Annotated in this window: 21 protein-coding genes; 6 read left to right on the top strand and 15 right to left on the bottom strand. The window is 72.5% G+C overall.

The window, feature by feature from the left end; genetic code table 11:
• Nucleotide 1: 1 nt before the first annotated feature.
• The 4 genes from BEK98_RS06430 to BEK98_RS06445 are packed head-to-tail and all read right to left on the bottom strand — an operon-like array spanning nucleotide 2 to nucleotide 6,237.
• The gene (locus tag BEK98_RS06430) at nucleotides 2-1,939 is read right to left on the bottom strand and encodes an ABC transporter permease (protein ID WP_208643027.1); all 1,938 of its coding nucleotides are present in this window, start codon (nucleotides 1,937-1,939) and stop codon (nucleotides 2-4) included.
• Complete coding sequence (locus BEK98_RS06435) at nucleotides 1,939-3,138, bottom strand: quaternary amine ABC transporter ATP-binding protein (RefSeq protein WP_094215408.1); 1,200 nt, start codon at nucleotides 3,136-3,138, stop codon at nucleotides 1,939-1,941. The genes BEK98_RS06430 and BEK98_RS06435 overlap by 1 nt, the downstream gene beginning before the upstream one ends.
• On the bottom strand, nucleotides 3,138-4,667 hold the full coding sequence (locus tag BEK98_RS06440; protein ID WP_094215409.1) for a GMC family oxidoreductase: 1,530 nt from the start codon (nucleotides 4,665-4,667) through the stop codon (nucleotides 3,138-3,140). Before BEK98_RS06440 ends, BEK98_RS06435 begins: the two co-directional genes overlap by 1 nt.
• Before the next feature lie 49 nt (nucleotides 4,668-4,716).
• Nucleotides 4,717-6,237 (bottom strand): aldehyde dehydrogenase family protein, encoded by a 1,521-nt coding sequence (locus BEK98_RS06445; RefSeq protein ID WP_094215410.1) that lies wholly within the window; start codon nucleotides 6,235-6,237, stop codon nucleotides 4,717-4,719.
• A gap of 200 nt (nucleotides 6,238-6,437) precedes the next feature.
• Between BEK98_RS06445 and BEK98_RS06450 the strand changes: the two genes are divergently transcribed.
• A complete protein-coding gene (locus BEK98_RS06450; RefSeq protein ID WP_094215411.1) occupies nucleotides 6,438-7,190 on the top strand; it encodes a hypothetical protein in 753 nt (250 codons plus the stop codon).
• Here the strand turns inward: BEK98_RS06450 and BEK98_RS06455 are convergent.
• Complete coding sequence (locus tag BEK98_RS06455; protein WP_094215412.1) at nucleotides 7,106-8,113, bottom strand: LysR family transcriptional regulator; 1,008 nt, start codon at nucleotides 8,111-8,113, stop codon at nucleotides 7,106-7,108. The two genes, BEK98_RS06450 and BEK98_RS06455, sit on opposite strands and share 85 nt — an antisense overlap.
• 102 nt (nucleotides 8,114-8,215) lie before the next feature.
• Here BEK98_RS06455 and BEK98_RS06460 point away from each other — a divergent pair, with 102 nt between their 5' ends.
• Both BEK98_RS06460 and BEK98_RS06465 read left to right on the top strand, forming a co-directional pair.
• Complete coding sequence (locus BEK98_RS06460; protein ID WP_094215413.1) at nucleotides 8,216-9,619, top strand: MFS transporter; 1,404 nt, start codon at nucleotides 8,216-8,218, stop codon at nucleotides 9,617-9,619.
• Between the two features lie 69 nt (nucleotides 9,620-9,688).
• Nucleotides 9,689-10,378 (top strand): siderophore-interacting protein, encoded by a 690-nt coding sequence (locus tag BEK98_RS06465; RefSeq protein ID WP_094215414.1) that lies wholly within the window; start codon nucleotides 9,689-9,691, stop codon nucleotides 10,376-10,378.
• 25 nt (nucleotides 10,379-10,403) lie between these two features.
• Here BEK98_RS06465 and BEK98_RS48885 read toward each other — a convergent pair whose 3' ends face one another.
• The 5 genes from BEK98_RS48885 to BEK98_RS06490 all read right to left on the bottom strand — a co-directional run bounded on the left by BEK98_RS48885 (nucleotide 10,404) and on the right by BEK98_RS06490 (nucleotide 15,955).
• On the bottom strand, nucleotides 10,404-11,444 hold the full coding sequence (locus BEK98_RS48885; protein WP_094215415.1) for a hypothetical protein: 1,041 nt from the start codon (nucleotides 11,442-11,444) through the stop codon (nucleotides 10,404-10,406).
• Nucleotides 11,445-11,583: 139 nt separating this feature from the next.
• Nucleotides 11,584-12,573, bottom strand: a complete 990-nt coding sequence (locus BEK98_RS06475) for a malate dehydrogenase (protein ID WP_094215416.1) — start codon at nucleotides 12,571-12,573, stop codon at nucleotides 11,584-11,586.
• Between the two features lie 348 nt (nucleotides 12,574-12,921).
• Nucleotides 12,922-14,136 carry a helix-turn-helix domain-containing protein gene (locus tag BEK98_RS06480; RefSeq protein ID WP_094215417.1) on the bottom strand — a complete coding sequence of 405 codons (1,215 nt, stop codon included), beginning with the start codon at nucleotides 14,134-14,136 and terminating at the stop codon, nucleotides 12,922-12,924.
• Nucleotides 14,137-14,652: 516 nt separating this feature from the next.
• Nucleotides 14,653-15,111: a DUF3017 domain-containing protein gene (locus BEK98_RS06485; RefSeq protein ID WP_094215418.1), complete on the bottom strand. Its 459-nt coding sequence runs from the start codon at nucleotides 15,109-15,111 to the stop codon at nucleotides 14,653-14,655.
• Complete coding sequence (locus tag BEK98_RS06490) at nucleotides 15,101-15,955, bottom strand: bifunctional methylenetetrahydrofolate dehydrogenase/methenyltetrahydrofolate cyclohydrolase (RefSeq protein WP_094215419.1); 855 nt, start codon at nucleotides 15,953-15,955, stop codon at nucleotides 15,101-15,103. The genes BEK98_RS06485 and BEK98_RS06490 overlap by 11 nt, the downstream gene beginning before the upstream one ends.
• A gap of 253 nt (nucleotides 15,956-16,208) precedes the next feature.
• On the opposite strand from BEK98_RS06490, the gene BEK98_RS06495 reads away from it, so the two are divergent.
• Nucleotides 16,209-16,787 (top strand): RDD family protein, encoded by a 579-nt coding sequence (locus BEK98_RS06495; RefSeq protein WP_094215420.1) that lies wholly within the window; start codon nucleotides 16,209-16,211, stop codon nucleotides 16,785-16,787.
• 77 nt (nucleotides 16,788-16,864) lie between these two features.
• On the opposite strand, the gene purH is transcribed toward BEK98_RS06495, so the two are convergent.
• Both purH and purN read right to left on the bottom strand, forming a co-directional pair.
• A complete protein-coding gene (purH, locus tag BEK98_RS06500) occupies nucleotides 16,865-18,436 on the bottom strand; it encodes a bifunctional phosphoribosylaminoimidazolecarboxamide formyltransferase/IMP cyclohydrolase (RefSeq protein ID WP_094215421.1) in 1,572 nt (523 codons plus the stop codon).
• Entirely contained in the window at nucleotides 18,433-19,071 is a 639-nt protein-coding gene (gene purN / locus BEK98_RS06505; RefSeq protein WP_094215422.1) for a phosphoribosylglycinamide formyltransferase, read from the bottom strand. The genes purH and purN overlap by 4 nt, the downstream gene beginning before the upstream one ends.
• A 282-nt stretch (nucleotides 19,072-19,353) precedes the next feature.
• Here purN and BEK98_RS06510 point away from each other — a divergent pair, with 282 nt between their 5' ends.
• On the top strand, nucleotides 19,354-20,118 hold the full coding sequence (locus tag BEK98_RS06510; RefSeq protein WP_094215423.1) for a hypothetical protein: 765 nt from the start codon (nucleotides 19,354-19,356) through the stop codon (nucleotides 20,116-20,118).
• 10 nt (nucleotides 20,119-20,128) lie between these two features.
• On the opposite strand, the gene BEK98_RS06515 is transcribed toward BEK98_RS06510, so the two are convergent.
• Nucleotides 20,129-21,961 (bottom strand): cell division protein PerM, encoded by a 1,833-nt coding sequence (locus BEK98_RS06515; RefSeq protein WP_425276591.1) that lies wholly within the window; start codon nucleotides 21,959-21,961, stop codon nucleotides 20,129-20,131.
• Here BEK98_RS06515 and BEK98_RS06520 point away from each other — a divergent pair.
• A complete protein-coding gene (locus tag BEK98_RS06520; RefSeq protein WP_425276592.1) occupies nucleotides 21,866-23,029 on the top strand; it encodes an RNA polymerase sigma factor in 1,164 nt (387 codons plus the stop codon). The two genes, BEK98_RS06515 and BEK98_RS06520, sit on opposite strands and share 96 nt — an antisense overlap.
• Nucleotides 23,030-23,120: 91 nt before the next feature.
• On the opposite strand, the gene sucD is transcribed toward BEK98_RS06520, so the two are convergent.
• Nucleotides 23,121-24,005 carry a succinate--CoA ligase subunit alpha gene (sucD, locus tag BEK98_RS06525; RefSeq protein WP_094215425.1) on the bottom strand — a complete coding sequence of 295 codons (885 nt, stop codon included), beginning with the start codon at nucleotides 24,003-24,005 and terminating at the stop codon, nucleotides 23,121-23,123.
• 26 nt (nucleotides 24,006-24,031) lie between these two features.
• Nucleotides 24,032-25,210, bottom strand: coding sequence for an ADP-forming succinate--CoA ligase subunit beta (gene sucC, locus BEK98_RS06530; protein ID WP_094215426.1), 1,179 nt, complete (start codon nucleotides 25,208-25,210; stop codon nucleotides 24,032-24,034).
• Nucleotides 25,211-25,524: the final 314 nt, after the last annotated feature.

Consider the following 25,524-nt stretch of genomic DNA (forward strand, 5'->3'; position numbering starts at 1 on the left):
GTCAGGCTCCCTTCCTCGCGCGGCGCTCGGTCGGCTGGGTCACCCGGTCGAGCATCAGGCCCAGGCAGACGATGGCCGCACCGGCGACCAGGCCGGTCGCCAGGTCGCCCTGGGCGAGGCCGAAAGCGACGTCGTAGCCGAGGGCGCCACCGCCGACCAGGCCGCCGATGATGACGACGGCGAGGACCAGGACCACGCCCTGGTTGGCGGCGAGCAGCAACGACCGCCGGGCGAGCGGGAGCTGGATCTGCCACAGCTGCTGGCGGCCGGTCGCGCCGAGCGAACGCGCCGACTCCAGCGCGGCCGGGTCGACCTGGCGCAGGCCCTGCGCGGTGATCCGGACGACGGCCGGGAGGGCGTACACGACGGCCGCGGCGACGGCGGGCGCGCGGCCGACGCCGAACAGGGCGACGACCGGGATCAGGTACACGAACTGCGGCATGGTCTGGCAGACGTCCAGGACCGGGCGCAGCGCCCGTTCGACGCGGTCGCTGCGGGCGGCCGCGACACCGGCCGCGAAGCCGAGGACGAGGGTGACGGCGACGGCCGCAAGGACCTGGGAGAGCGTGTCGAGGGACGGCTCCCAGACCCCGAGCACGCCGATCGCGGCCATGGCGAGGACGGCGGTCAGCGCGGTGCGCCAGGTGCCGATCAGCCAGGCCAGCGCGGCGACGAGGAGCAGCACCGACCACCAGGGCAGCCACTGCAGGCCGCCGCGGACGGGGTCCAGGATCCAGGTGGTGAAGTGGCCCGCCCAGTCGGCGGTGCCGCCGACGACCGGGACGCCGGAGTAGAGGTGGGCGGTCATCCAGTCGACGGCGCGGTTGACCGGTTCGGCGATGTGCAGGGTCCAGCCGGAGGGCCAGTCGAGGGTGCCGAGGAGGCGGGTGGCCAGGGCGACGGCCACGGTGATGGCGAGGACGTACGGCCAGCCGATGGTACGAGGCTGGGCGCCGCCTTCTCCCGCGGCCGCGGTAACACGGTCCAGGACCACCGCCAGCAGCACGATCGGGATGCCGGCCGCGAGGGCCGCGCCCACGTCGACCGAGGCGAGGGCCTGGTAGACGCGGTCGCCGAGGCCGCCCGCGCCGATGACGGAGGCGATGACGGCCATGGACAGCGCCATCATGATCGTCTGGTTCAGGCCGAGCAGGAGTTCCTTGCGGGCCAGCGGGATGCGAGCGGTCAGCAGCCGCTGGCGGGCGGTGGCGCCGAGCGACTCCACGGCCTCCAGGACTTCGGGGTCGGCGCCGCGCAGGCCCAGCGCGGTGAGGCGGGCCATCGGCGGGGCGGCGTAGACGACGGTGGCGAGGACGGCCGCGGGGACGCCGATGCCGAAGACCAGGACGACGGGGAGGAGGTATGCGAACGCGGGGAGCACCTGCATGGTGTCCAGGACCGGGCGCAGGGCCCGGTCCAGGCGGTCGGAGAGACCGGCGGCCAGGCCGAGGAGCGCTCCTACGGCCACGGAGGTGAGGACCGCCACGACCATGAGCGCGAGGGTCTGCATGGTCGGCACCCACATGCCGAGGGCTCCGCAGGTCAGGAACGCGATCGCCGTGCCGGCGGCCAGGCGGACACCGGCGACCCGCCAGGCGACCAGGGCTCCGAAGGCGGTGACGCCGGTCCAGCCCGCGGCGAGGAGGGTGAGGTAGACGGCGCGTACGGCCAGTACGACGGCGTTGCTGACGTAGCCGAAGCCGTAGAGGAACAGGGGGTGGGTGTCCCTGTTGTCGATCACCCAATTGCTGGCGGTGGCGAGGGGGTGGGAGAGGTCGACGGTGAGGGTGTGGGGCCAGGTGTTGCTGCCCCAGTGGCTGTTGGCCAGGGGGACGAGGACCGCGGCGACCGCGGCCAGCGCGAGGAGCTTGGCTGCGGCTCGGTTTCTCAGGATGCCGGGGATCGCCGTGCGGGAGGTCGGGACGGTGAGCGTTGCCATCAGACGTCCTCCGGGCTGGTGCGGGGCGGGGGTGGGGTCGCTTGCCCGCGCTTGCGGGGTGCCGCTGCGCCCACCCGTGCCGCCCCAGCGGCACGACTGCCCGCAGCTGCGGCGGCATGGCTGTCCGCGGCTTCGGCGGCGCCGGTGCTCGCAGCAACGCCTGCGACCACGTCGAGCAGCTGCGCGTGGTCGACCACCCCCACGCACTTCCCCTCGTCCATCACCCGGGCCGGAGCGCCCGCTCGGGCCACTGCCTCGATCGCCTCTGCCACCGGGGCGTCCGGGCGGACCGCGGGGCCGTTGGCCGGGTCCTGCGGGGACGCGGGGCGCATGGCGGTACGGCAGGTGACGACCTGTTCGCGGGGGACGTCGCGGACGAACTCGCGGACGTAGTCGTCGGCCGGGGAGGAGACGATCTCCTCCGGGGTGCCGAGCTGGACCACGCGGCCGTCGCGCATCAGGGCGATGCGGTCGCCGAGCTTCAGCGCCTCGCTGAGGTCGTGGGTGATGAAGACCATCGTGCGGCCCTCCTCGCGGTGCAGCCGGGCCACCTCGTCCTGCATGTCGCGGCGGATGAGGGGGTCCAGGGCGCTGAAGGGCTCGTCGAACAGCAGCACCTCGGGGTCGACGGCGAGTGCGCGGGCGAGTCCGACGCGCTGGCGCTGGCCGCCGGAGAGCTGGCCGGGGCGGCGCTTCTCCATGCCCTCCAGGCCGACCTTGGTGACGAACTCGGCGGCCCGCTCGCGCCGTTCGGACTTGCCGACGCCCTGGATCTCCAGGCCGTAGGCCACGTTGTCGAGGACCGTGCGGTGCGGGAGCAGGCCGAAGTGCTGGAAGACCATCGCGGCGCGGTGCCGCCGCAGTTCGCGCAGGCGGGCCTTGTCCATGGCGCGGACGTCCTCGCCGTCGATGGAGATCGTGCCCGCCGTCGGCTCGATCAGCCGGGTCAGGCAGCGGACGAGGGTGGACTTGCCGGAGCCGGAGAGGCCCATCACCACGAAGACCTCGCCCTTGCGGACGTCGAAGGAGACGTCCCGGACGGCGGCCGTGCAACCGGTGCGGGAGCGCAGGTCGGCGGGGTCCAGCGCGGCGAGTTCGGCGTCGGCCGGGATCCGGTCCGCCTTCGGGCCGAAGACCTTCCACAGGCCGTCCACCGAGAACACCGGCGTGTTCGGTGTCGTAGTCGTAGTCGTACTCATCACGCACCACCTCCGATCAGGTCGACGGCCTTCTCCCCGACCATGAGCACCCCGATCATCGGGTTCACGGCGGTCATGGTCGGGAAGACGGAGGCGTCGGCTATGCGAATGCCGTCGAGACCACGGATCTTCAACTCCGGGTCCACCACGGCTAGTTGGTCGTCAGCGGCGCCCATCTTGCAGGTGCCCGCCGGGTGGTACACGGTGTGGGCGACCTTGCGGGCGTACTCGCTCAGCTCCTCGTCGCCGGTGACGCCGGGGCCGGGGCACACCTCCCGCTTCAGCCAGCCCGCCAGCGGCTCGGCCTTGGCGATCTCGCGGGCGATGCGGATGCCGTCGACCAGGGTCCGGGCGTCATAGTCGTCCTCGTCGGTGAAGTACCGGAAGTCGAGGGCGGGCTTCACGGAGGGGTCCGCGCTGGTCAGGTACAGGCGGCCGCGGCTCTTCGGCTTGGGGATGTTGGGGGTCATCGAGACGCCGTACGAAGGGCGTTCGTAGCCGAAGCGCTCCGGATTGTCCGTGAACGGGATCTGGTAGAAGTGGAACATCAGGTCCGGGCCCGGGTGTTCGGGGTCCCGGCGCACGAACAGGCCCGCGTCGGAGTCCATCGCGGAGTTCTCCGGGATCGGTCCGTGGGTCTCCCAGACGATGACCGACTCGGGGTGGTCGAGCAGGTTCTCGCCGACGCCCGGCAGGTCCTGCACGACGGGGATGCCGAGCGCCTCCAGGTCCTCACGGGGGCCGATGCCCGAGTGCAGGAGCAGGCGGGGCGAGTCGACGGCGCCCGCGCACAGCAGGACCTCGCCCCGGGCCCGGATCAGCAGCTCCTCGCCGTCCTTGGTGCGCACGTGGACGCCCTCGGCGCGGGTGCCGTTCAGCTCCAGCCTGTGCGCCCAGGTCTCCAGGAAGAGGTGGAGGTTCGGGCGCTCGTCCATCACCGGGTGCAGGTACGCCACCGAGGCGGAGGAGCGCTTGTTGTTCTCGGGGTGGTAGGCGAGGTCGAAGAAGCCGGCGCCCTCGGTGAACGGCTTGCGGTTGAAGCCCTCGACGCGGGGGACCCCGAGCGCCTGCTGGGCGGCGTCCACGAAGTCGCGGGCGATGGCGTTCCGGTCCTTCTCGTCCACGGAGACGATGTTGTTGAGGAGGCGGGCGAAGTAGGCCTCCATGGGGACGGCACCCCAGCCCTTGGCGCCGGCCGCCTCCCACTCGTCCCAGTCGGACGGGAGCGGCTTGAAGGAGATCAGGGTGTTGTGGGAGGAGCAGCCGCCGAGGACGCGGGCCCGGCTGTGCCGGATGTGGGAGTTGCCGCGGGGCTGTTCGGTGGTCGGGTAGTCGTAGTCGAGGTCGCCGCCGAGCAGGCCCATCCAGCGGCGCAGGGTCAGCACGTCGTCGCGGCCGACGTCGCTGGGGCCGCCCTCGATGACGGCGACGGTGACGTCGGGGTTCTCGGTGAGGCGGGAGGCGATGACGGAGCCCGCGGTGCCGCCGCCGATGACGACGTAGTCGTAGAGGTGGGGGGTGTGGGACATGGTGGGACTTACTCCAGGTGGGGCTTGCGGCTTGCGTGGGGTGGGGGGCTCAGCCGGCGAACCAGCGCACCGGCTTCGGCGCGAGGTTCTGGTACACGTGCTTGGTCTCGCGGTACTCGGCGAGACCGGCCGGCCCCAGCTCGCGGCCCGTGCCGCTCCTGCCGAAGCCGCCCCACTCCGCCTGCGGCAGGTAGGGGTGGAAGTCGTTGATCCAGACGGTGCCGTGGCGCAGCCGGCCCGCGACCCGCCGAGCGCGGCCGGCGTCGGCGGTCCAGACGGCGCCCGCGAGGCCGTACTCGGTGTCGTTGGCGAGGGACACCGCCTCCTCCTCCGTGCGGAAGGTCTCGACGGTGAGGACCGGGCCGAAGACCTCCTCGCGTACGACCCTCATCTCGCGATGGCAGTGGTCGAGGACGGTGGGCTCGTAGAAGTAGCCGGACTCGGGGCGTTCCGGAGCGGGCGAGGGCCGCTTGCCGCCCGAGCGCAGCACCGCGCCCTCGGCCAGGGCGGAGGCGACGTACGCCTCTACCTTGGCGCGCTGCTGCGCGGAGACGAGCGGGCCGCACTCGACGCCGTCCTCGGTGCCGCGGCCGAGCCTGATCTTCTCGGCGCGGCGGGCGAGTTCGGTGACGAAGCGGTCCCGGACGGACTCCTCGACGATGAGGCGGGCGCCGGCCGAGCAGACCTGGCCGCTGTGGATGAAGGCGGCGTTGAGGGCCTGGTCGACGGCGGTGTCGAAGCCCTCCTCGGTGGCGCAGGCGTCGGCGAAGACCACGTTGGGGTTCTTGCCGCCGAGTTCGAGGGCGACCTTCTTCACGGTGGGCGCCGCGGCCTGGGCGACCTTGGTGCCGCTGACCAGGCCGCCGGTGAAGGAGACCAGGTCGACGTCGGGGTGCTCGGCGAGGCGGGCGCCGACGGTGTGGCCGGGTCCGGTGACCAGGTTGGCGACTCCGGCGGGCAGGCCGGCCTCGGCCAGCAGCTCGATCAGCGCGACGGTCGTCATCGGGGTGATCTCACTGGGCTTGATCACGAAGGTGTTGCCGGCGGCGAGCGCCGGGGCGATCTTCCAACTGGCCTGGAGCAGGGGATAGTTCCAGGGCGTGATCAGCGCGCACACGCCGACGGGCTCGTGCACGACCACGCTGTGGATGTCGGGCGAGCCCGCGTCGACCACCCGGCCGGGGGCCTCGGCGGCGACCAGGTCGGCGAAGTAGCGGAAGGCGTCGGCGACACAGTCGATGTCGATGCGGCCCTCCTCGGCGGTCTTGCCCGCGTCCCGGCTCTCCAGCAGGCCGAGTTCTTCGCGATCGCGCACGAGGAGGTCGGCGACGCGGCGCAGCAGGGCCGCGCGCTCGGCGACGGGGGTGCCCGGCCAGGGGCCGTGGTCGAACGCCTGCCGGGCGGCGGTCACCGCGCGCTCCGCGTCCTTCTCGTCGCCCTCCGCGACCACGGCGAACGTCCGGGCGTCCGCGGGGTCGAGGATCTCGCGCGTCGCGCCGGAGCCGGCTTCCAGCCACTGGCCGCCCGCGTGGATGGTCGCCCGGGCCTGTCGTTCCGTAATGTCCGCCATGATCGGTATTGCCTTCCGTTCCTGTTCAGTGCCCCTGTGTCACAGTCGTGTCACAGTCAGGGACCGTCACCGCCTGCCCCGCCCGTCCGATCGCATGCGCAATCGATGTCCGATAGTGTGCCGCGTCACTGAAAATGCGGGCGAAAAGGGACAAAAGTAGGCTGGAGAAGGGAGCTTGCGGCGATCACGGAGGTGCCGCGATGGCCGGACGGCCACTGATCTGTGCGGCGGCAAGCGTGACCTTGCTCCTCTCCCCCGCCCTGGTGACGGCGGCCGGCGCGGACGACACCGGCGATCCGAGCGCCCGTGAACTGGCCCGGGAGGCGGAGGACCATCTGCTCCACACCCAGTCCCTCCACATGACGTGGACGGACCGGACCGCGGCCGCGAAGAAGGGGGAGCTGGCGTCGATGGACCTGTCCCTGGACCGGGACGGCAACTGCGTCGGCACGGTGCGGATGGGCGCGCACGGCGGCAGCCTCGCGATCATCAAACAGGGTGACGAGGTGTGGCTGAAGGGCGACAGCACGTACTGGAAGGCCGAGCTTCCGGGCGTCCAGGGCACCGCGGCGGCCGCACTCCTCAAGGACCGCTACATCCACGGCACCACCCACGACAGCGTGCTCAAGAACTGGGCCGACGCCTGCGACCTGAAGGCCTTCCAGAAGGAGCTGACCCCCGACTCGTCCCCCGAGAAGCCGCTGACGCGAGGCGACAGGACCACGGTCGAGGGCATACCGGTGATCCCGCTGAAGGGCGAGGAGGACGGCAAGCCGGTCACCCTCTACGTCACGGCGGACTCACCGCACCTGCTGGTCGAGGGCACCCAGAAGGGCGACGGCACCGACCTGACGATCACGTTCTCGGACTACGGCGAGCCCGTACCGTCCGCCACCCCCTCCGCGAAGGAGTCGGTGGACGTGTCCCAGCTGGGGGATCTGCGGAGCACCTGAACCGTCGGCTGGTGACCGGCCGACCGTCGCATCAGCTCCCCTACACAGCCGCGCAGCCAGGCGTGGGCCGGGTCGGCGTCGTGGCGGGGGTGCCAGGCCAGCCCCACCGGGAGCGGCGGGAGCGGGAGCGGCACCTCGAAGGTGACCAGGCCGAGGGCGGCGGCCGGCGGACACCCCCAGGAGCTGACCAGCCCGACCAGGTCGGTCTCGCGCAGCACGAAGAGCGAGGCCGGGAAGGTGCCGACGCTGCCCACCACCCGGCGTTCCAGGCCGAGTTCGGCCAGCGCCTCGTCGACCGGTCCGTACAGCCTGCCACGCCGGGAGACGTTGAGATGGCCGGCCTCGGTGGCGAACCGCTCGGGCGTCAACTCGCCGGCGAGCAGCGGATGTCCGGCTCGTACGACACCCAGCATGCGGTCCTCGTACACCGTCTCGACGTGCACCTCGGGCGCGGCCGTGTCGATCACGCCGACCTCCAGATCGGCGGTGCCCTGGCGCAGGACCGGCGCGTCCACATGGCTCTCGGACAGGAAGCGGAGGCGGATGCCGGGGGCCTCCTCGGCGGCACGGGCGAACAGGGTGGCACCGTGGGCGGCGGCGATCGCATCGTGGCCGATGATCGTGAAGGTACGGGTGACGGTGCGCAGGTCGGCGTCCCGGCCGGGCCGGAACAGCGCGCGGGCCCGCTCCACCACCGCGCTCACCTCGGCCCGCACGGCGAGCGCGTGCGGGGTCGGCACCATCCGACGCCCGGCCCGGACGAGGACCGGATCACCGAGGGCCTTGCGGATCCGGCCGAGGGTGCGGCTCATCGCCGGTTCGGACAGGTGCAGCCGCCGGGCGGCGCCCTGCACGCTCTGCTCCTCCAGCAGAACGTCCAGCGCGACCAGCAGGTTCAGGTCCAGGTCCGCGGATTGCGTCATGCGCAAGTGTCCCTTGCAAAGGTTGCACTGGAAAGCAGGTCAGGGGCGAGCCTACGGTGACAGGGCATCCCTCACCACCCGCCCTAGCTCCCGGGAGGAGCCGTGCCCTCGCACGCCCTGAAACGCCCCACCCTGCTCGCGCTGTGCGCCTGCGTCCTGGTCGCGCAGAGCATGGTCGCCGCCATCAACCTGCTGATCCCACAGCTGAGTTCGTCCGGCCTGCATCCCTCGCACAGCGAGATCCTGTGGACGGTCGACGCGTACGTCATCGTCTTCGCCGGGCTCCTCGTCCCGGCCGGCGCGCTCGGTGACCGGCACGGTCGCAAGGGCGCGCTGCTCGCCGGGCTCGGCCTCTTCGCGGTGGGCGCCGCCACCAGCGCGCTGGCGACCGGCCCGGCCGTGCTGATCGCGGGGCGGGGTCTGTCCGGCGCCGGAGCGGCCCTGATCACCCCCGCCACCCTGTCGATCCTGATGCAGCTGTCCGCGCCCGAGCACCGGGCCCGCTCGCTGGCCGCCTGGACCCTGTCGATCGGCCTGGGCGGGGCGGCGGGCAACCTGGGCGGCGGCCTGGCCGGCCAGTTCCTTTCCTGGCGTGCCCTGTTCGCGGCCATGGTCCCGCTCGCCGCAGTGCTCGCCGCCGCCGTCGCCGTCACCACCCCGCGCACCGAACGGTCCCCCGGCAGCAACCCCGACCCGCTCGGCACCCTGCTGCTCACCGCGGGCCTGGTCGCGGTCCTGTTCGGCATCATCGAGGGCCCGGCCTACGGCTGGACCTCCGCCCGCATCCTCGGCTCCTTCGCCGCGGGCGCCCTGCTGATCGCCACGTTCACCCTGCACGCCCTCCGCTCGGCGGCCCCGCTGTTCGACCCGCGCGTCTTCGCCTCCTCCCGCCTGCGCGCCGCCTCCCTCGGCACGGCCACCGGCTTCTTCGGTCTGTTCGCGCTCTTCTTCGTCAACTCGCAGTACCTGCAGGACGTGAAGGGCTTCGGGGCGGCCCTCACCGGTGTCGCGATCCTGCCGCTGCCCGTCGGGATGGCGGCCGCCCAGCGGCTGGCCAACCGCTGGGCGGCCCACCCGCGCGCGGTCATCGGCACCGGCCTCGCCCTGATCGGCCTGGGCCTGCTCGGCGTCTCCACGGCCGACGCGCACACCCCCTACTGGGCCTACGCCGGCTGGCTGCTGGTCGTCTCGGCCGGCACCGGTCTGTCCATGCCCGCCCTGACCCTCGGCGTCGTCACCTCGCTCCCCGCCCATCAGGCGGGCCTCGGCTCGGGCCTGGGCACCACCGCCCGCGAGACCGGCGCGGCCCTCGGCGTCGCCGTCACCGGCACCGTCCTGTCCGCCCACCCCGACCTCGTCCACGGCATGGGCCCGGCCCTGCGCACGGTCGCCCTGGTGGTGCTGGCGGCGACGGCGCTGGTGGTCGTCGGCTACGGCGGCCGGACCGGGTCACGCACTATCGCGTCCGGACCGGAACGCGTACTGTCGCGATCGGCGCGCCCCTGACGCCCAACGCCCGCCGCAGACCACCGGGTTGCCCCCTCCCCCGCTCGCCACGACACCGAGGAGCCGTCCGTGCCGGCCCTGCTGAACCCCGTCCTCGACCTGCTGATGCTCCGGGGCACCGTCACCGAGACCGAACCGATCGCCGCGCGCATGCGACGCCTGCGCATCGAGGGCGACGCGCTGGCCGGGCTGGAGGTGCGGCCCGGCCAGCAGGTGCGGGTCCTGGTCGGCTCCGGGCTGACCCGGCGCACCTACTCGGTGTGGCGCCACGAGCCCGCCGGTGCCGTCGAGTTGTGCGTCCTGGACCATCCGGAAGCAGGGCCTGGCGCCCGCTGGGGACGGACCGCCGGGGTGGGCGACGAGGTGCGGCTGGGCAGACCGGAGGGATCGTTCGTGCTGCGTGCCGAGGCCGCACACCATGTCTTCGTCGGCGAGGAGACGGCGTCCGTCGCCTTCGGGGCCATGCTCGCGGCGCTGCCCGAACAGGCGCGTATCTCGGGGTGCGTCGAGACGGGGACGGCGGCGGACCGCCTGCCGCTGCGCCACGCCGGGCGCCTGAACTGGTCCCTGCGCGGCGACACCTCGCTGCCGGAGGCGGTACGAAGGCTCGCCCCCGAGCCGGGTGGCATCGCGTACGTCGCCGGGGAGGCGCGGACCGTGCAGGAGGTGCGGCGGGTGCTCGTCCGGGAGGCGGGATGGGACCGGCGGTCGGTCCTCACCAAGCCGTTCTGGGCGCCGGGCAAGCGCGGAATGGAGTGACCGCGGCCCCAGGCCCCTGTCGGCCCTACGCGCAAGACCCACCCGTCGGGCAGAAGGAAGCCAGCGCCGTCGTGAGCGGCCCGCGGACCAGGCCGTCGGACAGGCTCTCCGGGCCGCTGGCGCGGATCGCGTACAGCGTGCCGTCGGTCGCGCGGAAGCGGTGGTCGACGACCCGGCGGGGGCCCTTGTCCGGGTCGTCGTAGCGGTACGACAGCTCGGCCCAGGTGGCTCCGGAGCGGCGGGCGAGGGCCCGGTAGCCGGGCTGGCGGGAGTAGCCGTAGCCCGGGTCGTTCTCGGCGAGGTCCAGGGACTCGGTCACGGTGGACTCGGCCAGCTCGAAGAGCTGCAACTGACGGCCGTCGGACGGGGAGTCGTAGAACACCACGGTCGCCTTCTCGCCCTGCTTCTGCCGCCGGGTCCAGCCCTCGGGGACGGCGAGGGTGTAGCCGACGGGGTCGTGGGCGAGGCGGTAGCCGGCGGGGGGCTCCGTCGATGCGGACGGGGGCGTCGGGCCGGGCGCCTCGGGCGCGGCAGGCGTCGAGGCCTTCGAGGCGGAGACCGTGACCCCGGCGGCCGGAGCGGATGCCGACGGGGTGCCGCTGCCGGCCCGGTCCCGGCCTAGGTACCAGACGCCGAAGCCGGCGCCGCCGCCGACCAGGGCCATGGCGACGACCAGGGCGAGCAGACGGCCGCCGTGGACGCGGCGAGGCGCGGCGCCGTACGACGGCGAAGGGACCGGGCCGTCGGCCTGGGTGGGGGTGACAGGCCAGGGCTGCGGCGGAGGCGGGGTGTCCGCGGGGCGGCCGTCGGCGGAACCGGGCGGCGGCGGGACCGGGCCCGTGCTGGTCTCCGCGGACGCCCAGGGCGGAGGCGGCGGGAGCGGGGCCGACTGGGTCTGGGCCGAAGCCCACGGCGGCGGGGTGGGCGGTTGGTCGGCGGTCCAGGCCGCCCGGCCTCTCTCCTCGCCGGGTGCGCGCTCGGCCCCGGGCCCGTGGTCCGGACCGGAACCCTCCGCGCCGTAACCCTCCGGGCCGTTCCAGCCGTTCGATCCGTTCCAGCCGCTCATCACGAACCCCCCGAATCACCCTTCCCTGTACTGCTTTTGACAGTAGCGGCGAAAACGGGCGCGGGCCCCGCTCCGGACGAAACCGGAACAGGGCCCGCACAGGCTCGCGGCGCATCGCCGGAGGCAGCCGGGTGCGGCCTCAGATGAGACCCAGGGAGCGGACCGCGTCGCGCTCCTCCTCCAGCTCCTTGACGGAGGCGTCGATGCGGGCGCGGGAGAACTCGTTGATGTCCAGGCCCTGGACGATCTCGTACTTGCCGTCCTTGGTGGTGACCGGGAAGGAGGAGATCAGGCCCTCCGGGACGCCGTAGGAGCCGTCCGACGGGATACCCATGGAGGTCCAGTCGCCCTCGGCGGTGCCGTTGACCCAGGTGTAGACGTGGTCGATGGCGGCGTTGGCGGCGGAGGCGGCCGACGAGGCGCCACGGGCCTCGATGATCGCGGCACCGCGCTTGGCGACGGTCGGGATGAAGTCCTCGGCCAGCCACTTCTCGTCGCTCACGACCTCGGCGGCGTTCTTGCCGGCGACCGTGGCGTGGAAGATGTCCGGGTACTGGGTGGCGGAGTGGTTGCCCCAGATGGTCAGGCGCTTGATGTCGGCGACCGTCGAGCCCGTCTTCTTCGCGAGCTGGGTCAGCGCGCGGTTGTGGTCGAGGCGGGTCATCGCGGTGAAGCGCTCGGCCGGGACGTCCGGCGCGGCCGCCTGCGCGATGAGCGCGTTGGTGTTGGCCGGGTTGCCGACGACGAGGACCTTGATGTCGTCCGCGGCGTTGTCGTTGATGGCCTTGCCCTGCGGCTTGAAGATGCCACCGTTGGCGGAGAGCAGGTCGCCGCGCTCCATGCCCTTGGTGCGGGGGCGGGCGCCGACGAGGAGGGCTACGTTGGTGCCGTCGAAGGCGACGTTCGGGTCGTCCGTGATGTCGATGCCCTGCAGGAGCGGGAACGCGCAGTCGTCCAGCTCCATGGCCGTGCCCTCGGCGGCCTTCAGCGCCGGGGTGATCTCCAGGAGGCGCAGCTTGACCGGCACGTCCGCGCCGAGCAGCTGGCCGGAGGCGATGCGGAAGAGCAGGGCGTAACCGATCTGGCCGGCCGCGCCGGTGACGGTGACGTTCACGGGAGTGCGGGTCATGGCGTTCTCCGTATGACAGCTGGCGGTGGGGCGTCACCGCCCCTGCGGATGATCGATCTCTTGGCGTCAAGAGAATCCAGCGGTCAGGCTATCGCGCATCCGGCATGCGAGACGTCCGGGGGGTCATGTGGCTCAGCCCACAAGTCGGACTCGTGATTCAAGAAGTGGCGGCCGCCCGTCCGGGAGAGGAGGGAGGACGGCCGCCGTTGGGGGGTACCGGCTGACCGGACTCCCGTGGGGGTACCGTTCGCGTGCCCAGGATCCGGCGAGCCATGCCTCCGTCCCCGGAATTCCACCCGAATTGGTTCGCCCCCCTCGTCCGAGGACCGCCGGACGGCCCCTGACGTCCTACTTCGTGCACCCCGTCCGCCCGGAGGCGAGGGTCGCGCAGGCCTTGGCCTCGGCCGCGTCCTTCACGGCGACCATCGGCGTGTAGGCGATGGTGTCCCCGGTGGCGGTGATGTCCCCCGTCTGGCGGAGCTTGCCCGCGGAGAGCTGGACCCGGTCGCCCTGGGCGGCGCCGGTGATCCGTCCCCAGGCGGTGCCGCAGGTCTTGCTGTAGCGGACCTCCAGGGTGGTGGTGCCGACGGTGGCGGTCTTGGCGGTGGTCACCAGGTCTCCGCTGCAGCCCATCGCCTCCGCGTCCTTGCCGTTGCAGGCGGCGCCGCTGCACTTGACCCCGACGGGCAGGCTGGGGTTGCTGCTGGCGGTCGGGGACGGCAACTTGGCAGCACCCTCGTGCTTGGCACGGCCGCCCAGGTCGGTGAAGAAGTAGACGGCCGCGACGACGACGAGGACACCGACGAGGCCCGCGAGGAACATCGTCAGCCGCCCCTTGCGCCCCTTGGCTGAGGTGCCGCCCGCGGGCCGCGCCGCCTGCGGCTGCCCGTCGTACGGGTTCGGGGTGCCCGGGGTCCAGCCCGGACCGTCCGCCGGGGACTCGGGCCGCGCACCGGCACCAGCGCCAACACCGGCACCGGCACCGGCACGGCGGCTCGTCTTCGACGGGCCCTCATAGCCCGCCAGCCCCCAGGAGTTGACCTCGGACGCCGCGCCGCGGTCCGCGTTCTCCCGCCCGTCGGCGTCGGACGCCGTCGGCTGCGGCGGGATCGTCGGTGAGACGCCCGCCGGGCCGGCGATGCCCGGGATCGCGGTGGTGCCGGCGCCTCTGCGGGCCGTCTTGGTGCCGCTCGCGCCCTCGGCGGCCTCGGCCTCGGCCGCCCCGAACTCCCCGAGCGCGGCGCGCGCCTGGGCGATACGAATCTGCTCCATGGTCCGGTCATGCCGCATCTCCGCCCGGCTCCAGGCGCGTTCGGCCAGCTCCCACATGGTGGTGAGATGGACCGGGTTGGTGCCGGTGACCTCGGCGAGCGCGACGATCGCGCCCTTGGGCGCGAGCAGCCGGCCGCCCAGGTAACGCTCCCAGGACGTCTTGCTGTAGCCGGTCCGGTCGGCCAGCGCCGCGATGCTCAGGCCGCTGCGGTCCACGAGCCGCCGCACCTGGCTCGTGAACTCCTTGATCTGCGGATCCAGCTCGTCCGGCAAGGCTTTCCAACGAGGCATTGCTTCCCCCCTCTTTTCCCCCCGGTTGGTGCTGTTGGTTCCCCGCGCCGTTCCCCGCACGTGACCCTCGCGCCGGTCCGGTCCCCCCGGCGCGGCCCCCTCTGGCTACCCACAGGGATGCGCTGACTAAGGATCCCAGTTCCCGGAGTGGGGGCGCACAGGAGCATCGCCCCCGCCGGTTGTGCACCGTCGCACGCCGACCGCCCCACAGTCCACCGGACCGTCCCGATTGGACACCTTGGACACGTTAGCCCGGTTCTACGGCACCTTCGAAAGGTATCCCCGAACTGTCAACACATCGACACGGCAGGCACACATGTGGCAGGGCGCGGACACCGTAGCGGAACGGTCACCTCCGTGCCACAGCACACGGACAGCCGTTGAGCAGGCAGTTCATGGGGGGAAGGCTGGATCCGGACGGCGGCTCGTCCTTGCTCGGGGGAGGGGGCGGGCCGCCGTTCCTGGGGCTGTCGGCCTGTTGGACAGGCCCCGAGATCATCCGCCGCGCGGGCGGCGCTACTTGGTGGTCAGCGTGAAGTGCAGCGTGTCCTTCAGGAAGGGGATCTGCAGCCACGGATTGGGCTGGGCCATCATCGCGAGCAGGACGATCGCGAGGCCCAATATCCCGTAGGTCACGATGTCCGTGAAGCGCGAGCGGACGGCGAGCATGCCGACACTCGGCAGTATCCAGCGCAGGACCGCGCCGGCCAGCAGGGCGGCCCCGATCAGCAGGGTGCCCACACGGAACAGGTCGAGCGCGCACAGCAGCAGGCCGAGCGCGACCGTGGACAGCATGACGAGCATGGGCCACTGCCGGGCGGGCGCCGGGGCGTCGCCCCGGGCGGTCCGGCCGCCGCCCTCGGGGCGCGCGGTGTCCTTGGTGAACCGCGGGAAGCGGCGCGTGGGCCGCTGCGGCTGCCCGCCGCTGTCGGGGGCGGCCGGCCCGGCGCCGGGGCGGGTGTCCTCAGCCGGCACTGCGCTCCGCCGCCTCGACCACGTTGACCAGCAGCTCCGCACGGGTCATGGGGCCCACGCCGCCCGGGTTCGGGGAGATCCAGGCGGCCACCTCGGCCACGTCCGGGTGGACGTCACCGACGATCTTGCCCTCGGCGTTCCGGGAGACGCCGACGTCCAGGACGGCCGCGCCCGGCTTGACGTCCTCGGCGCGGATCAGGTGCGGGAAGCCGGCCGCGGCGATGATGATGTCGGCCCGCTTGAGGTGGGCGGACAGGTCACGGGTGCCGGTGTGGCACTGGGTCACGGTGGCGTTCTCGCTGCGGCGGGTGAGCAGCAGCGGCATCGGGCGGCCGATGGTCACGCCCCGGCCGACGACCACGACCTCGGCGCCCTTGATCTCGACGCCGTGGCGGCGCAGCAGGGTCAGGATGCCGTTGGGGGTGCAGGGCAGCGGCGCCGGCTCGTTCAGCACGAGGCGGCCGAGGTTCATCGGGTGCAGGCCGTCCGCGTCCTTGGCCGGGTCCATCATCTCCAGGATGCGGTTCTCGTCGATGCCCTTGGGCAGCGGGAGTTGCACGATGTAGCCGGTGCAGGCCGGGTCCTCGTTCAGCTCGCGGACGACCGCCTCGATCTCCTCCTGGGTGGCCGTGGCGGGCAGCTCGCGCTGGATGGAGGCGATGCCGACCTGGGCGCAGTCGCGGTGCTTGCCGGCGACGTACTTCTGGCTGCCGGGGTCGTCCCCGACCAGGATCGTGCCGAGGCCGGGCGTGACACCCTTCTCCTTCAGCGCCGCCACGCGGGCGGTCAGATCGGACTTGATCGCGGCTGCGGTGGCCTTGCCATCGAGAATCTGGGCGGTCATGACACCATCCTCGCGGATGACCGGCTCCCGGTTCCAATCCGGGTCCGCCCGGGGCGGTCCCCCGCGCCCTCTCCTTGATCGATGATGTTGCACTTGCACAACACCTTGCGAATCCGGCTGGACAACAATCGGCCTTTCCTACGAGCATGAGCGGCGCAGTATCGCGGTCCGGTTGGGGGGCAAGCCGCTCAGATCCTGACGTTCCTCCGTTCCTTCCGCGTCGTCCCCGCAGTGTCAACGGAGGAAATCCGCCATGAGTTTCGGCTCGCCCAACAACCCTTACGGACAGCCGCAGGATCCCCAGCAGGGCTACGGCTACCCGCAGCAGCCCGGCTACCCGCAGGCCCCGCAGGGCGTCCCGCCGCAGCAGGGCTACGGCTACCCGCAGGCGCCGCAGGGCGGATACCCCGGCTACCCGCAGCAGCCCGGCTACGGCATGCAGCCGACGTACGCGAACTGGGGCCAGCGCTTCCTCGCCCGGCTGCTCGACAGCCTGCTGTACGCGGTGCCGTACGGCATCGCCGTCGCGGGCGCCAAGAACGCCCCGATCCTCGCGATCATCGGCTTCCTCGCCCTGATCGGCCTGTTCGTCTGGCAGATCATCATGGAGGGCAAGACCGGCCAGACGGTCGGCAAGAAGGCGCTGGGCATCCGCACGCTCAAGGAGGAGACCGGGCAGCCGCTCGGCGGTGGCATGGCGTTCGTGCGCCAGCTGGCCCACATCCTGGACGGCCTGCCCTGCTACCTCGGCTACCTGTGGCCGGCCTGGGACGCCAAGCGTCAGACGTTCGCCGACAAGGTGTGCGGCTCGATCGTCATCCGCTCCAACTGAGCTGAGCGCCTGAACGGAAAGCGGCCTCCGGCCCCCCGCGAGGGGAGCCGGAGGCCGCTTGCTTCAGCCCTGTGGGCTCAGTGGAAGAAGTGGCGCGTGCCCGTGAAGTACATGGTCACGCCCGCCGCCTTGGCGGCCTCCACGACGAGTTCGTCACGGATCGAGCCGCCCGGCTGGACGATCGCCCGGACGCCCGCGTTGATGAGGATCTCGGGGCCGTCGGGGAAGGGGAAGAAGGCGTCGGAGGCCGCGTAGGAGCCACGGGCCCGCTCCTCGCCCGCCCGCTCGACCGCCAGCTTGCAGGAGTCGACGCGGTTGACCTGGCCCATGCCGACGCCGACCGAGGCGCCGTCCTTGGCGAGCAGGATCGCGTTGGACTTCACCGCCCGGCAGGCCTTCCAGGCGAAGGACAGCTCGGCCAGCTCCTGCTCGCCGAGCGGCTCGCCGCTGGCCAGGGTCCAGTTGGCCGGGTCGTCGCCGTCGGCCTGGAGCCGGTCGGTCTCCTGCAGCAGCACGCCGCCGTCGATCGCCTTGACCTCGACCGGGTCGGCCGGGCCGTTCGGGGCCTTCAGCACGCGGATGTTCTTCTTCGTGGCGAGGGCCTCCAGGGCCCCCTCCTCGTAGTCCGGCGCGACGATGACCTCGGTGAAGATCTCCGCGACCTGCTCGGCCATCTCCTTGCTGACCGGGCGGTTCACGGCGATGACGCCGCCGAACGCGGACAGCGGGTCGCAGGCGTGCGCCTTGCGGTGCGCCTCGGCGACGTCCGCGCCGACCGCGATGCCGCAGGGGTTGGCGTGCTTGATGATCGCGACGCACGGCTCGTCGTGGTCGTACGCGGCACGGCGGGCGGCGTCCGTGTCCGTGTAGTTGTTGTACGACATCTCCTTGCCGTGCAGCTGCTCGGCCTGGGCGAGACCGGCGCCGGCGGCGTCGACGTACAGGGCGGCGGGCTGGTGCGGGTTCTCGCCGTAGCGCAGGGTGTTCTCGCGCTCCCAGGTGGCGCCCAGGAAGTCCGGGAACGGGGAGTCGTCGACGGGCGCGTACGCGGACGCGAACCAGGAGGCCACGGCCACGTCGTAGGCGGCCGTGTGCTGGAAGGCCTCGGCGGCGAGCCGCTTGCGGGTGGCGAGGTCGAAGCCGCCGGCCGCGACGGCGCCGAGGACGTCGGCGTACCGCTCCGGGCTGGTGACCACGGCGACGGAGGGGTGGTTCTTGGCGGCGGCGCGGACCATCGACGGGCCGCCGATGTCGATCTGCTCGACGCACTCGTCGGGCGAGGCGCCGGAGGCGACGGTCTCCCGGAACGGGTAGAGGTTGACCACGACCAGGTCGAACGGCTCGACACCCAGCTCGGCGAGCTGCTCGCGGTGGCTGTCCAGACGCAGGTCGGCGAGGATGCCCGCGTGCACCCGGGGGTGCAGGGTCTTGACCCGGCCGTCCAGGCACTCGGGGAAGCCGGTCAGCTCCTCGACCTTGGTCACGGGGACACCGGCGGCGGCGATACGGCCGGCCGTGGAGCCGGTGGAGACCAGCTCGACACCGGCCTCGTGCAGCCCGCGCGCGAGGTCTTCGAGCCCGGTCTTGTCGTAGACGCTGACGAGCGCCCGGCGAATGGGCCGCTTGGTGCTCTCGGCGGTGGCGGTCACTGGATAACTACCTTTCGTCCCTCAATGCGATAGCCGTGGCGGGCGAGCCGCCCCACGACCTCGACGAGCAGCCTTCGCTCGACTTCCTTGATGCGCTCGTGCAGCGCGCTCTCGTCGTCCTCGTCCCGGACCTCGACCACGCCCTGAGCGATGATCGGCCCGGTGTCGACGCCGTCGTCGACGAAGTGGACGGTGCAGCCGGTGACCTTGACGCCGTACGCGAGCGCGTCCCGCGCGCCGTGGGCCCCGGGAAAACTGGGCAGCAGGGCGGGGTGCGTGTTGACGAACCGCCCGCCGAACCGCGCGAGGAATTCCTTCCCGACGATCTTCATGAACCCGGCCGAGACCACGAGGTCGGGTTCGTGCGCGGCCACGGCCTCGGCCAGGGCGGCGTCCCACTCCTCCCGCGTCTCGAAGTCCTTCACCCGGCACACGAAGGTCGGCAGCCCGGCCCGCTCGGCGCGGGCGAGCCCCTCGATGCCGCCGCGGTCGGCCCCGACGGCGACGATCCGAGCGCCGTACGACTCGGCTCCGGCGCGCTCGATCTCGTCCAGGAGCGCCTGCAGGTTGGTGCCGGATCCGGAGACCAGCACGACAAGGCGCTTGACCGCTTGGCCAGCGGAGGTGGCGGCCACGGTGGGGCCCTTTCTCGGGGAAGCGTTGTGTCCGGCCGGCGTTTGTACAGTCGTACGAATGCTTCGCGCCCCCGGATACGGGGAAGTCTACGAAGCGGCCGACCGTCAGCAACGATACCGGCACTCCGGAAGGCCCCCTCGGGACGGGTGCGTGGCCGGAAGGTAGCGTTCGGAAGGAATCACGAAGGAGCAGCCTCGGGAACGCGGTCGCCGTGCGGTGCGTTCACCAGGTGGAAGCTCACGTCGGACTGCCGTATTCGCCTAGGGGAAGACGCTCTTTTGATGCCCGATCGCAGCCTGCGACTCCTCACGTTCCCCCCGAGCCCGGCCCAGGGAGGCGAGTGGGGTGCCGTGCTGCTGCGGGAGCGGCCGGCCTCGCCGCCCCAGGCGCCCCAGGGCGGGCGGGACGGCGACGAGCGCGGCGGTGAGCAGCAGGACGACAACCCGTTCGCGCCGCCGCCGGAGGGCTCCCCGGACCGGCCGTGGCAGCCGCGTCGCCCCGAGGGGTCCTCGGGCTCCGGGGGCGGTTCCTCCCGGGGCACCCAGTGGAGCGACCGGCAGCCCGGCCGCTCCCCCGGCGGCTTCGGCGAGCGGCCCGGCGGCGGCCCCGAGGGCCCGGGCGGCCCGACCGGCCCCAACCTGCGCTGGGACCCGACGGACCCGGCCCAGCGCCGCGCGCGCTACGCACTCCTGTCCGGCATATGGGCCGTCTTCTTCGCCCTCTTCAGCTGGCCGTACGTGGCCCTGCTGCTGGGCGCGCTGGCCCTGTACTGGGGCATCAGCGCCCTGCGCGCCAAGCCCCGCACCCCCGACCCCGACACCCCGGCGCCCGCCCCGGGCCCCCGCCCGCAGACCACGGCGGCGATCGGCGGCCTGGTCACGGCCTCCCTGGCCCTCGCCCTGGTGGCCACGACCTTCGCGGTGCAGCTGGTCTACCGCGACTACTACACCTGCGTCGACGACGCCCTCACCCATGAGGCCAAGCAGTCCTGCCAGCAGCTTCTGCCGCAGGAGCTGCGGGGGGTGCTGGGGGTCGGGAACAGCTAGGGCTGCGGGCTCAGCGGGGTGCTTCCGAGTCGGGGGGATCGGTTCGCGAGGGTTCGGTGGGCTGGTGAAGGGCGTCCGTGAGGGGCGAGGGCTCCGGTACGGGTGAGTGGCCGGCCGGCGGGGGCGAGGGCTCGCGCAGGGGCGGCCAGCTGGGTGCGGCGGGCTCGTCGATGAGGGACGAGTCGGGTGAGTCCAGGGGCGTCGATGCTGCTCGCAGGGCTGCCCAGCGGGTGGCGCGGGCGACGTCGTCGTGCCAGGCCGAGGGGAACGGGTCGGGGGCGGGCAGGACCTCGTAGCGCTCGTCCTCGTCGGGGGCGGTGAGGGCGGTCGGGGGGTTGACTGTGGGCTTGGCCGGGGGTTCTTCGCGGCGGGTTGGGGTTTTCGCCGCCTTGGCTGCCTGGGCCCGCGTTTCCTTCGCCTGATCCTTCGCGGCGGCCTGCGGGGAGTCCTTCGCGGCCTCCTTGGCCACCGGCTTCGTAGCCTCCTTCGTGGCGTCCTTGGCCGCCCCCTTCGCCGCTTCCACCGTGGCCTCCCCGGTCGCCCCCTTCGCCGCTTCCGCCACCGTCTTCTTCGCCACCGCCCCCTTCCCCGCCTCCGCCGGCCGCTTGCTCCCCGGTTCCGTCCCCTGTGCCGGCACCGCGCCCCGGGCCCGCCGGCCCCGCAGCCGCCATGCCCGTGCCGTCAGCGTCACCGGCATTCCGACCACCGTGAGCCAGAGCGCGGCCGCTCCCCCGCTCTGCCACCACAGCGGGCCGAAGCGGGCCAGTGCGGCCACGCCCAGCGGGCCGCCGGACAGCGCGGCGAGCAGGGCGAGGATCGCCGCACAGAGGAGCGCGGCCAGGACGAGCACCCCGACGGTCCGCCCGGCCGACCAGGGCGCCCTCGGCTCCTGCTGGGCCTCCTGCGCCTCCTGCGTCACGCGCCCCGCGGCCCCCCGCGCCACGAACCAGCCGACCGTCACCCCGGCCGCCACCGGCACCAGTCCCGCCGTCCAGTTCAGCGTCGTACCGGCGCCCGCGTCCGGTACCGCGGCGAGCAGGGGGAACGGGGGCAGCAGCGGGGCGGGGTCGGAGGCGAGAGGGTGCACCAGGTGCCCGGTACCGAGGGCGAAGCCGGGGCCGAGAGCGTAGGACGCCGACCACACCGCCGCGTTGGGGATGAGCCCGATGCCGAGGAGCAGGACGGCGAACCGGCCGGTCCAGCCCTCCGTCAGCTGCAGGAAGGACGCCCGCGCGGCCGCGCCGTGCAGGACCAGCGAGACGCCGAGCAGCAGCGACCCGCCCCCGAAGAGCACCGCCGTCCCGGCCCCCGCGGCCCGTACGGCCGTACCCACCCGCGCCCGCGCGTCCGACCCGAACAGCAGCCGCCGCACCGGCCCCGGCAGCGTCAGCAGCAGGCCGAGCACGGGCTCGCGCGGGCGGCCGTGCGCCGACCACACCCCGGCCCCCGCCGCGCTCGCCGCGACGAGCGGCAGACATGCCGTCACCCAGCCCCACACGGGCCGCAGTTCGCCGCCGGAGCAGTACAGCGCGGCCGCGGCGCCGACGCCGAGGTAGCCGAGGACCACCCCCGTCCACGCCGTGTGCGCCGGGACCGGTGGCGGGGCGTCGGGTTCGGCGGACGCGTCCGTCGCGTCCCGCGCCGCCCGGTACAGCAGCCACACCGGCAGCGCGAGCAGCAGCAACGGGGTCACTCCGACCGGCAGCGGCACGCCGGAGAGCGTGTCGGTGCGGACCAGTTCGACGCCGTGCGCCAGCAGCCACAGCGCGGCGGCGATGCGCAGCGCGCCGCCCGGCCCACTGTCGGGGTACGGCGAGCTGATCCACAGCCCCAGGACGAGCACGGCGAGCGAGCCGAGCCCGAGCCCGGCGGCGACCGCACCGCCCAGCAGGCTCGCGCCCAGCCCGGGCGATCGGTCGCGCATCCCGTTCAGCAGGAGCGACAGCGACGGTCGGCGAGCGGTCATGAGGGTCACGCCCGCCATGCTCCCAACGACACGCGCTTTTCCGTCGTAACGGGCGAACCGCCGATGTGTCGCTCAATATATGTTTATGTGCTTTTTCGTACGAAAGGGTGTTCTGTGACGAAGAGCCAGATCAGCGAGCAGCCAACCGCCCTGACGCCCGCTCAGACCTTCGACGCGCTCTACGCGTTCTGCGCCCCCGCACTCGTACGCCAGACGTACCTGCTCACCGGACGCCGGGAGCTGGCCCGGGAGGCCGTGGAGCGGGCCTTCCAACTCGCCTGGCAACGCTGGCCGGAGGTGGCCCAGGACCGGGACCCGGGCGGCTGGGTCCGGGCGATGGCCTACGAGTACGCCCTCTCCCCCTGGCACTCCTTCCGCCCGCGCTACCGGCACCCCGAGCCCCCGCCCGCCGACCCGGCCGACCGCACGCTGCTGTCCGCCCTGCTGAAGCTCCCGCCGTCGTACCGGCGCACGCTCATCCTGTACGACGGCGTCGGCCTCGACCTGCCGGAGACGGCGGCGGAGACGGAGGCGAGCACCCCGGCCACCGCCGGCCGGCTGACCCGCGCCCGGGCGGAGGTGGCCGCGCTGCTTCCGGAACTGGCCGACCCCGCCGCACTGCACCGGCGGCTGCTGGAACTGGCCTCCAAGGAGCATCTGCGTGCCGCGAAGCCGCCCGCGGTGCGGACGGTCGGCGAACGCCGGAACGTGTTCTGGACACGGGCGGCCATCGCCTTCACGGTCACGATCATCAGCGCGACGACGCTGACACTGCGGACGGCACCCACGCACTACGAGCCGCCGATCGCTCCGGCGCAGGCGGTGCGCGGGGTTCCGCCGGCGGGGGTCATGGGTCCGCTGTCCCAGGAGGAACTGGTCCTGCGCGCCAAGCTGCACGGCGAGACGTCGAGCGGCCCGGAACGGTTGATGCCGGCGGCACGCTGAGGCACTGACTCGCCGCAGGGCCGAGCAGGCGAAACGTCGGCAGGCCCGCCCCGGACAACGGGACGGGCCTGCCGGCGTTCGGCCAAGAAGCTCAGGCGCTCAGGATCTCCCGAGCGAGCTTCGCCGTCTCGGTCGGGGTCTTGCCGACCTTGACGCCCGCGGCCTCGAGGGCCTCCTTCTTCGCCTGGGCGGTGCCGGACGAACCGGAGACGATGGCACCGGCGTGGCCCATCGTCTTGCCCTCGGGCGCGGTGAAGCCCGCGACGTAGCCGACGACCGGCTTGGTCACGTTCTCCTTGATGAACGCGGCCGCGCGCTCCTCGGCGTCGCCACCGATCTCACCGATCATGACGATCAGGTCGGTGTCGGGGTCGTCCTGGAAGGCGGCCAGGGCGTCGATGTGGGTGGTGCCGATGATCGGGTCGCCACCGATGCCGACGGCCGTCGAGAAGCCGATGTCACGCAGCTCGTACATCATCTGGTACGTCAGCGTGCCGGACTTCGAGACCAGGCCGATGCGGCCCGGCTTGGTGATGTCGCCCGGGATGATGCCGACGTTCGACTGACCCGGGGTGATGATGCCGGGGCAGTTCGGGCCGATGATGCGGGTCTTGTTGCCCTTCTTGCCGGCGTACGCCCAGAAGGCGGCCGTGTCGTGCACGGCGATGCCCTCGGTGATCACGACGGCCAGCGGGATCTCGGCGTCGATGGCCTCGTCGACCGCGTCCTTGGTGAACTTCTCCGGCACGAAGATGACGGAGACGTTGGCGCCGGTCTTCTCGATGGCCTCGGCGACCGTGCCGAACACGGGTACCTCGGTGCCGTCGAAGTCCACGGTCTGACCCGCCTTGCGCGGGTTCACGCCGCCGACGACGTGGGTGCCGTCACCCAGCATGAGCTTGGTGTGCTTCATGCCCGTGGCGCCGGTCATGCCCTGGACGATGACCTTGCTGTCCTTGTTGAGCCAGATAGCCATGGTGGTGTGAGTCCTCGTCCTTGTGCTTACTTGGCGGCGGCCAGCTCGGCGGCCTTGTCGGCCGCGCCGTCCATGGTGTCGACGCGCTGCACCAGCGGGTGGTTGGCGTCGGTGAGGATCTTGCGGCCCAGCTCGGCGTTGTTGCCGTCGAGGCGGACGACGAGCGGCTTCTCGACCTTCTCGCCGCGGTCCTCGAGGAGCTTCAGGGCCTGCACGATGCCGTTGGCGACCTCGTCACACGCGGTGATGCCACCGAAGACGTTGACGAACACGGACTTGACGTCCGGGTCGCCCAGGATGATCTCCAGGCCGTTCGCCATGACCTGGGCGGAGGCGCCACCGCCGATGTCCAGGAAGTTGGCGGGCTTGACGCCACCGTGGTTCTCACCGGCGTACGCGACGACGTCCAGGGTGCTCATGACGAGACCCGCGCCGTTGCCGATGATGCCGACCTCGCCGTCGAGCTTGACGTAGTTGAGGCCCTTCGCCTTGGCGGCCGCCTCGAGCGGGTTGGCGGCGTCCTTGTCGTGGAGCTCCTCGTACTCGGGGTGGCGGAACTCGGCGTTCTCGTCGAGCGACACCTTGCCGTCGAGGGCGATGACCTCACCGGAGGCGACCTTCGCGAGCGGGTTGACCTCGACGAGGAGGGCGTCCGACTTGATGAAGGTGTCCCACAGCTTGACGAGGACGTTGGCGACCTTGTCCGCGACCTCGGCCGGGAACTTGGCGGCCGCGACGATCTCGCGGGCCTTGGCCTCGTCCACGCCGTCGATCGGGTTGATCGGCGTCTGGGCGACGGCCTCCGGACGGGTGGCCGCCACCTCCTCGATCTCCATGCCGCCCTCGACGGAGGCGATGGAGAGGAAGGTCCGGTTGGCACGGTCGAGGAGGAAGGAGACGTAGTACTCCTCGAGGATCTCCGGAGCCGTCTCGGCGATCATCACCTTGTGGACCGTGTGGCCCTTGATGTCCATGCCGAGGATGTCCGTCGCCCGGGCGACGGCCTCGTCCGCGGAGGCGGCCAGCTTGACGCCACCGGCCTTGCCGCGACCACCGACCTTCACCTGCGCCTTGACGACCGACTTGCCGCCCAGCCGCTCGGTGATCTCGCGCGCCGCCTCAGGCGTGTCGATGACTTCACCGGCCAGCACCGGTACATCGTGCTTGGCGAAGAGGTCCCTCGCCTGGTACTCGAACAGGTCCACGCGCTTCCGTCCCTATCAGTGATCTCGCGGTTCGTTGGATGCGTGGGCGTGCCGCGAAGGGCAACGTGACGTCCGCTGTCACTAGGGAAGCGCACACGGTGTCCGAGCGCGCGGCATGTCCGTCTCGCAGGTTATCGCCGCTTGCGGGGGCTCCCTAAATCGAGGGTCACACCTGAGCGGTGATACCTGTCACATGATGCCGGTATTCCTGACACGGCGTGCCGCGATCGGGGTGATGTGCGAGGCCTCACCGGGCTGGGGTTGACCCGGTGAGGCCTCTGGACGGGCCCCGAAAGGCCCGGGGCGGTTGATCC

The organism is Streptomyces diastatochromogenes, assembly GCF_002242805.1.
Lineage (GTDB): Bacteria > Actinomycetota > Actinomycetes > Streptomycetales > Streptomycetaceae > Streptomyces > Streptomyces diastatochromogenes.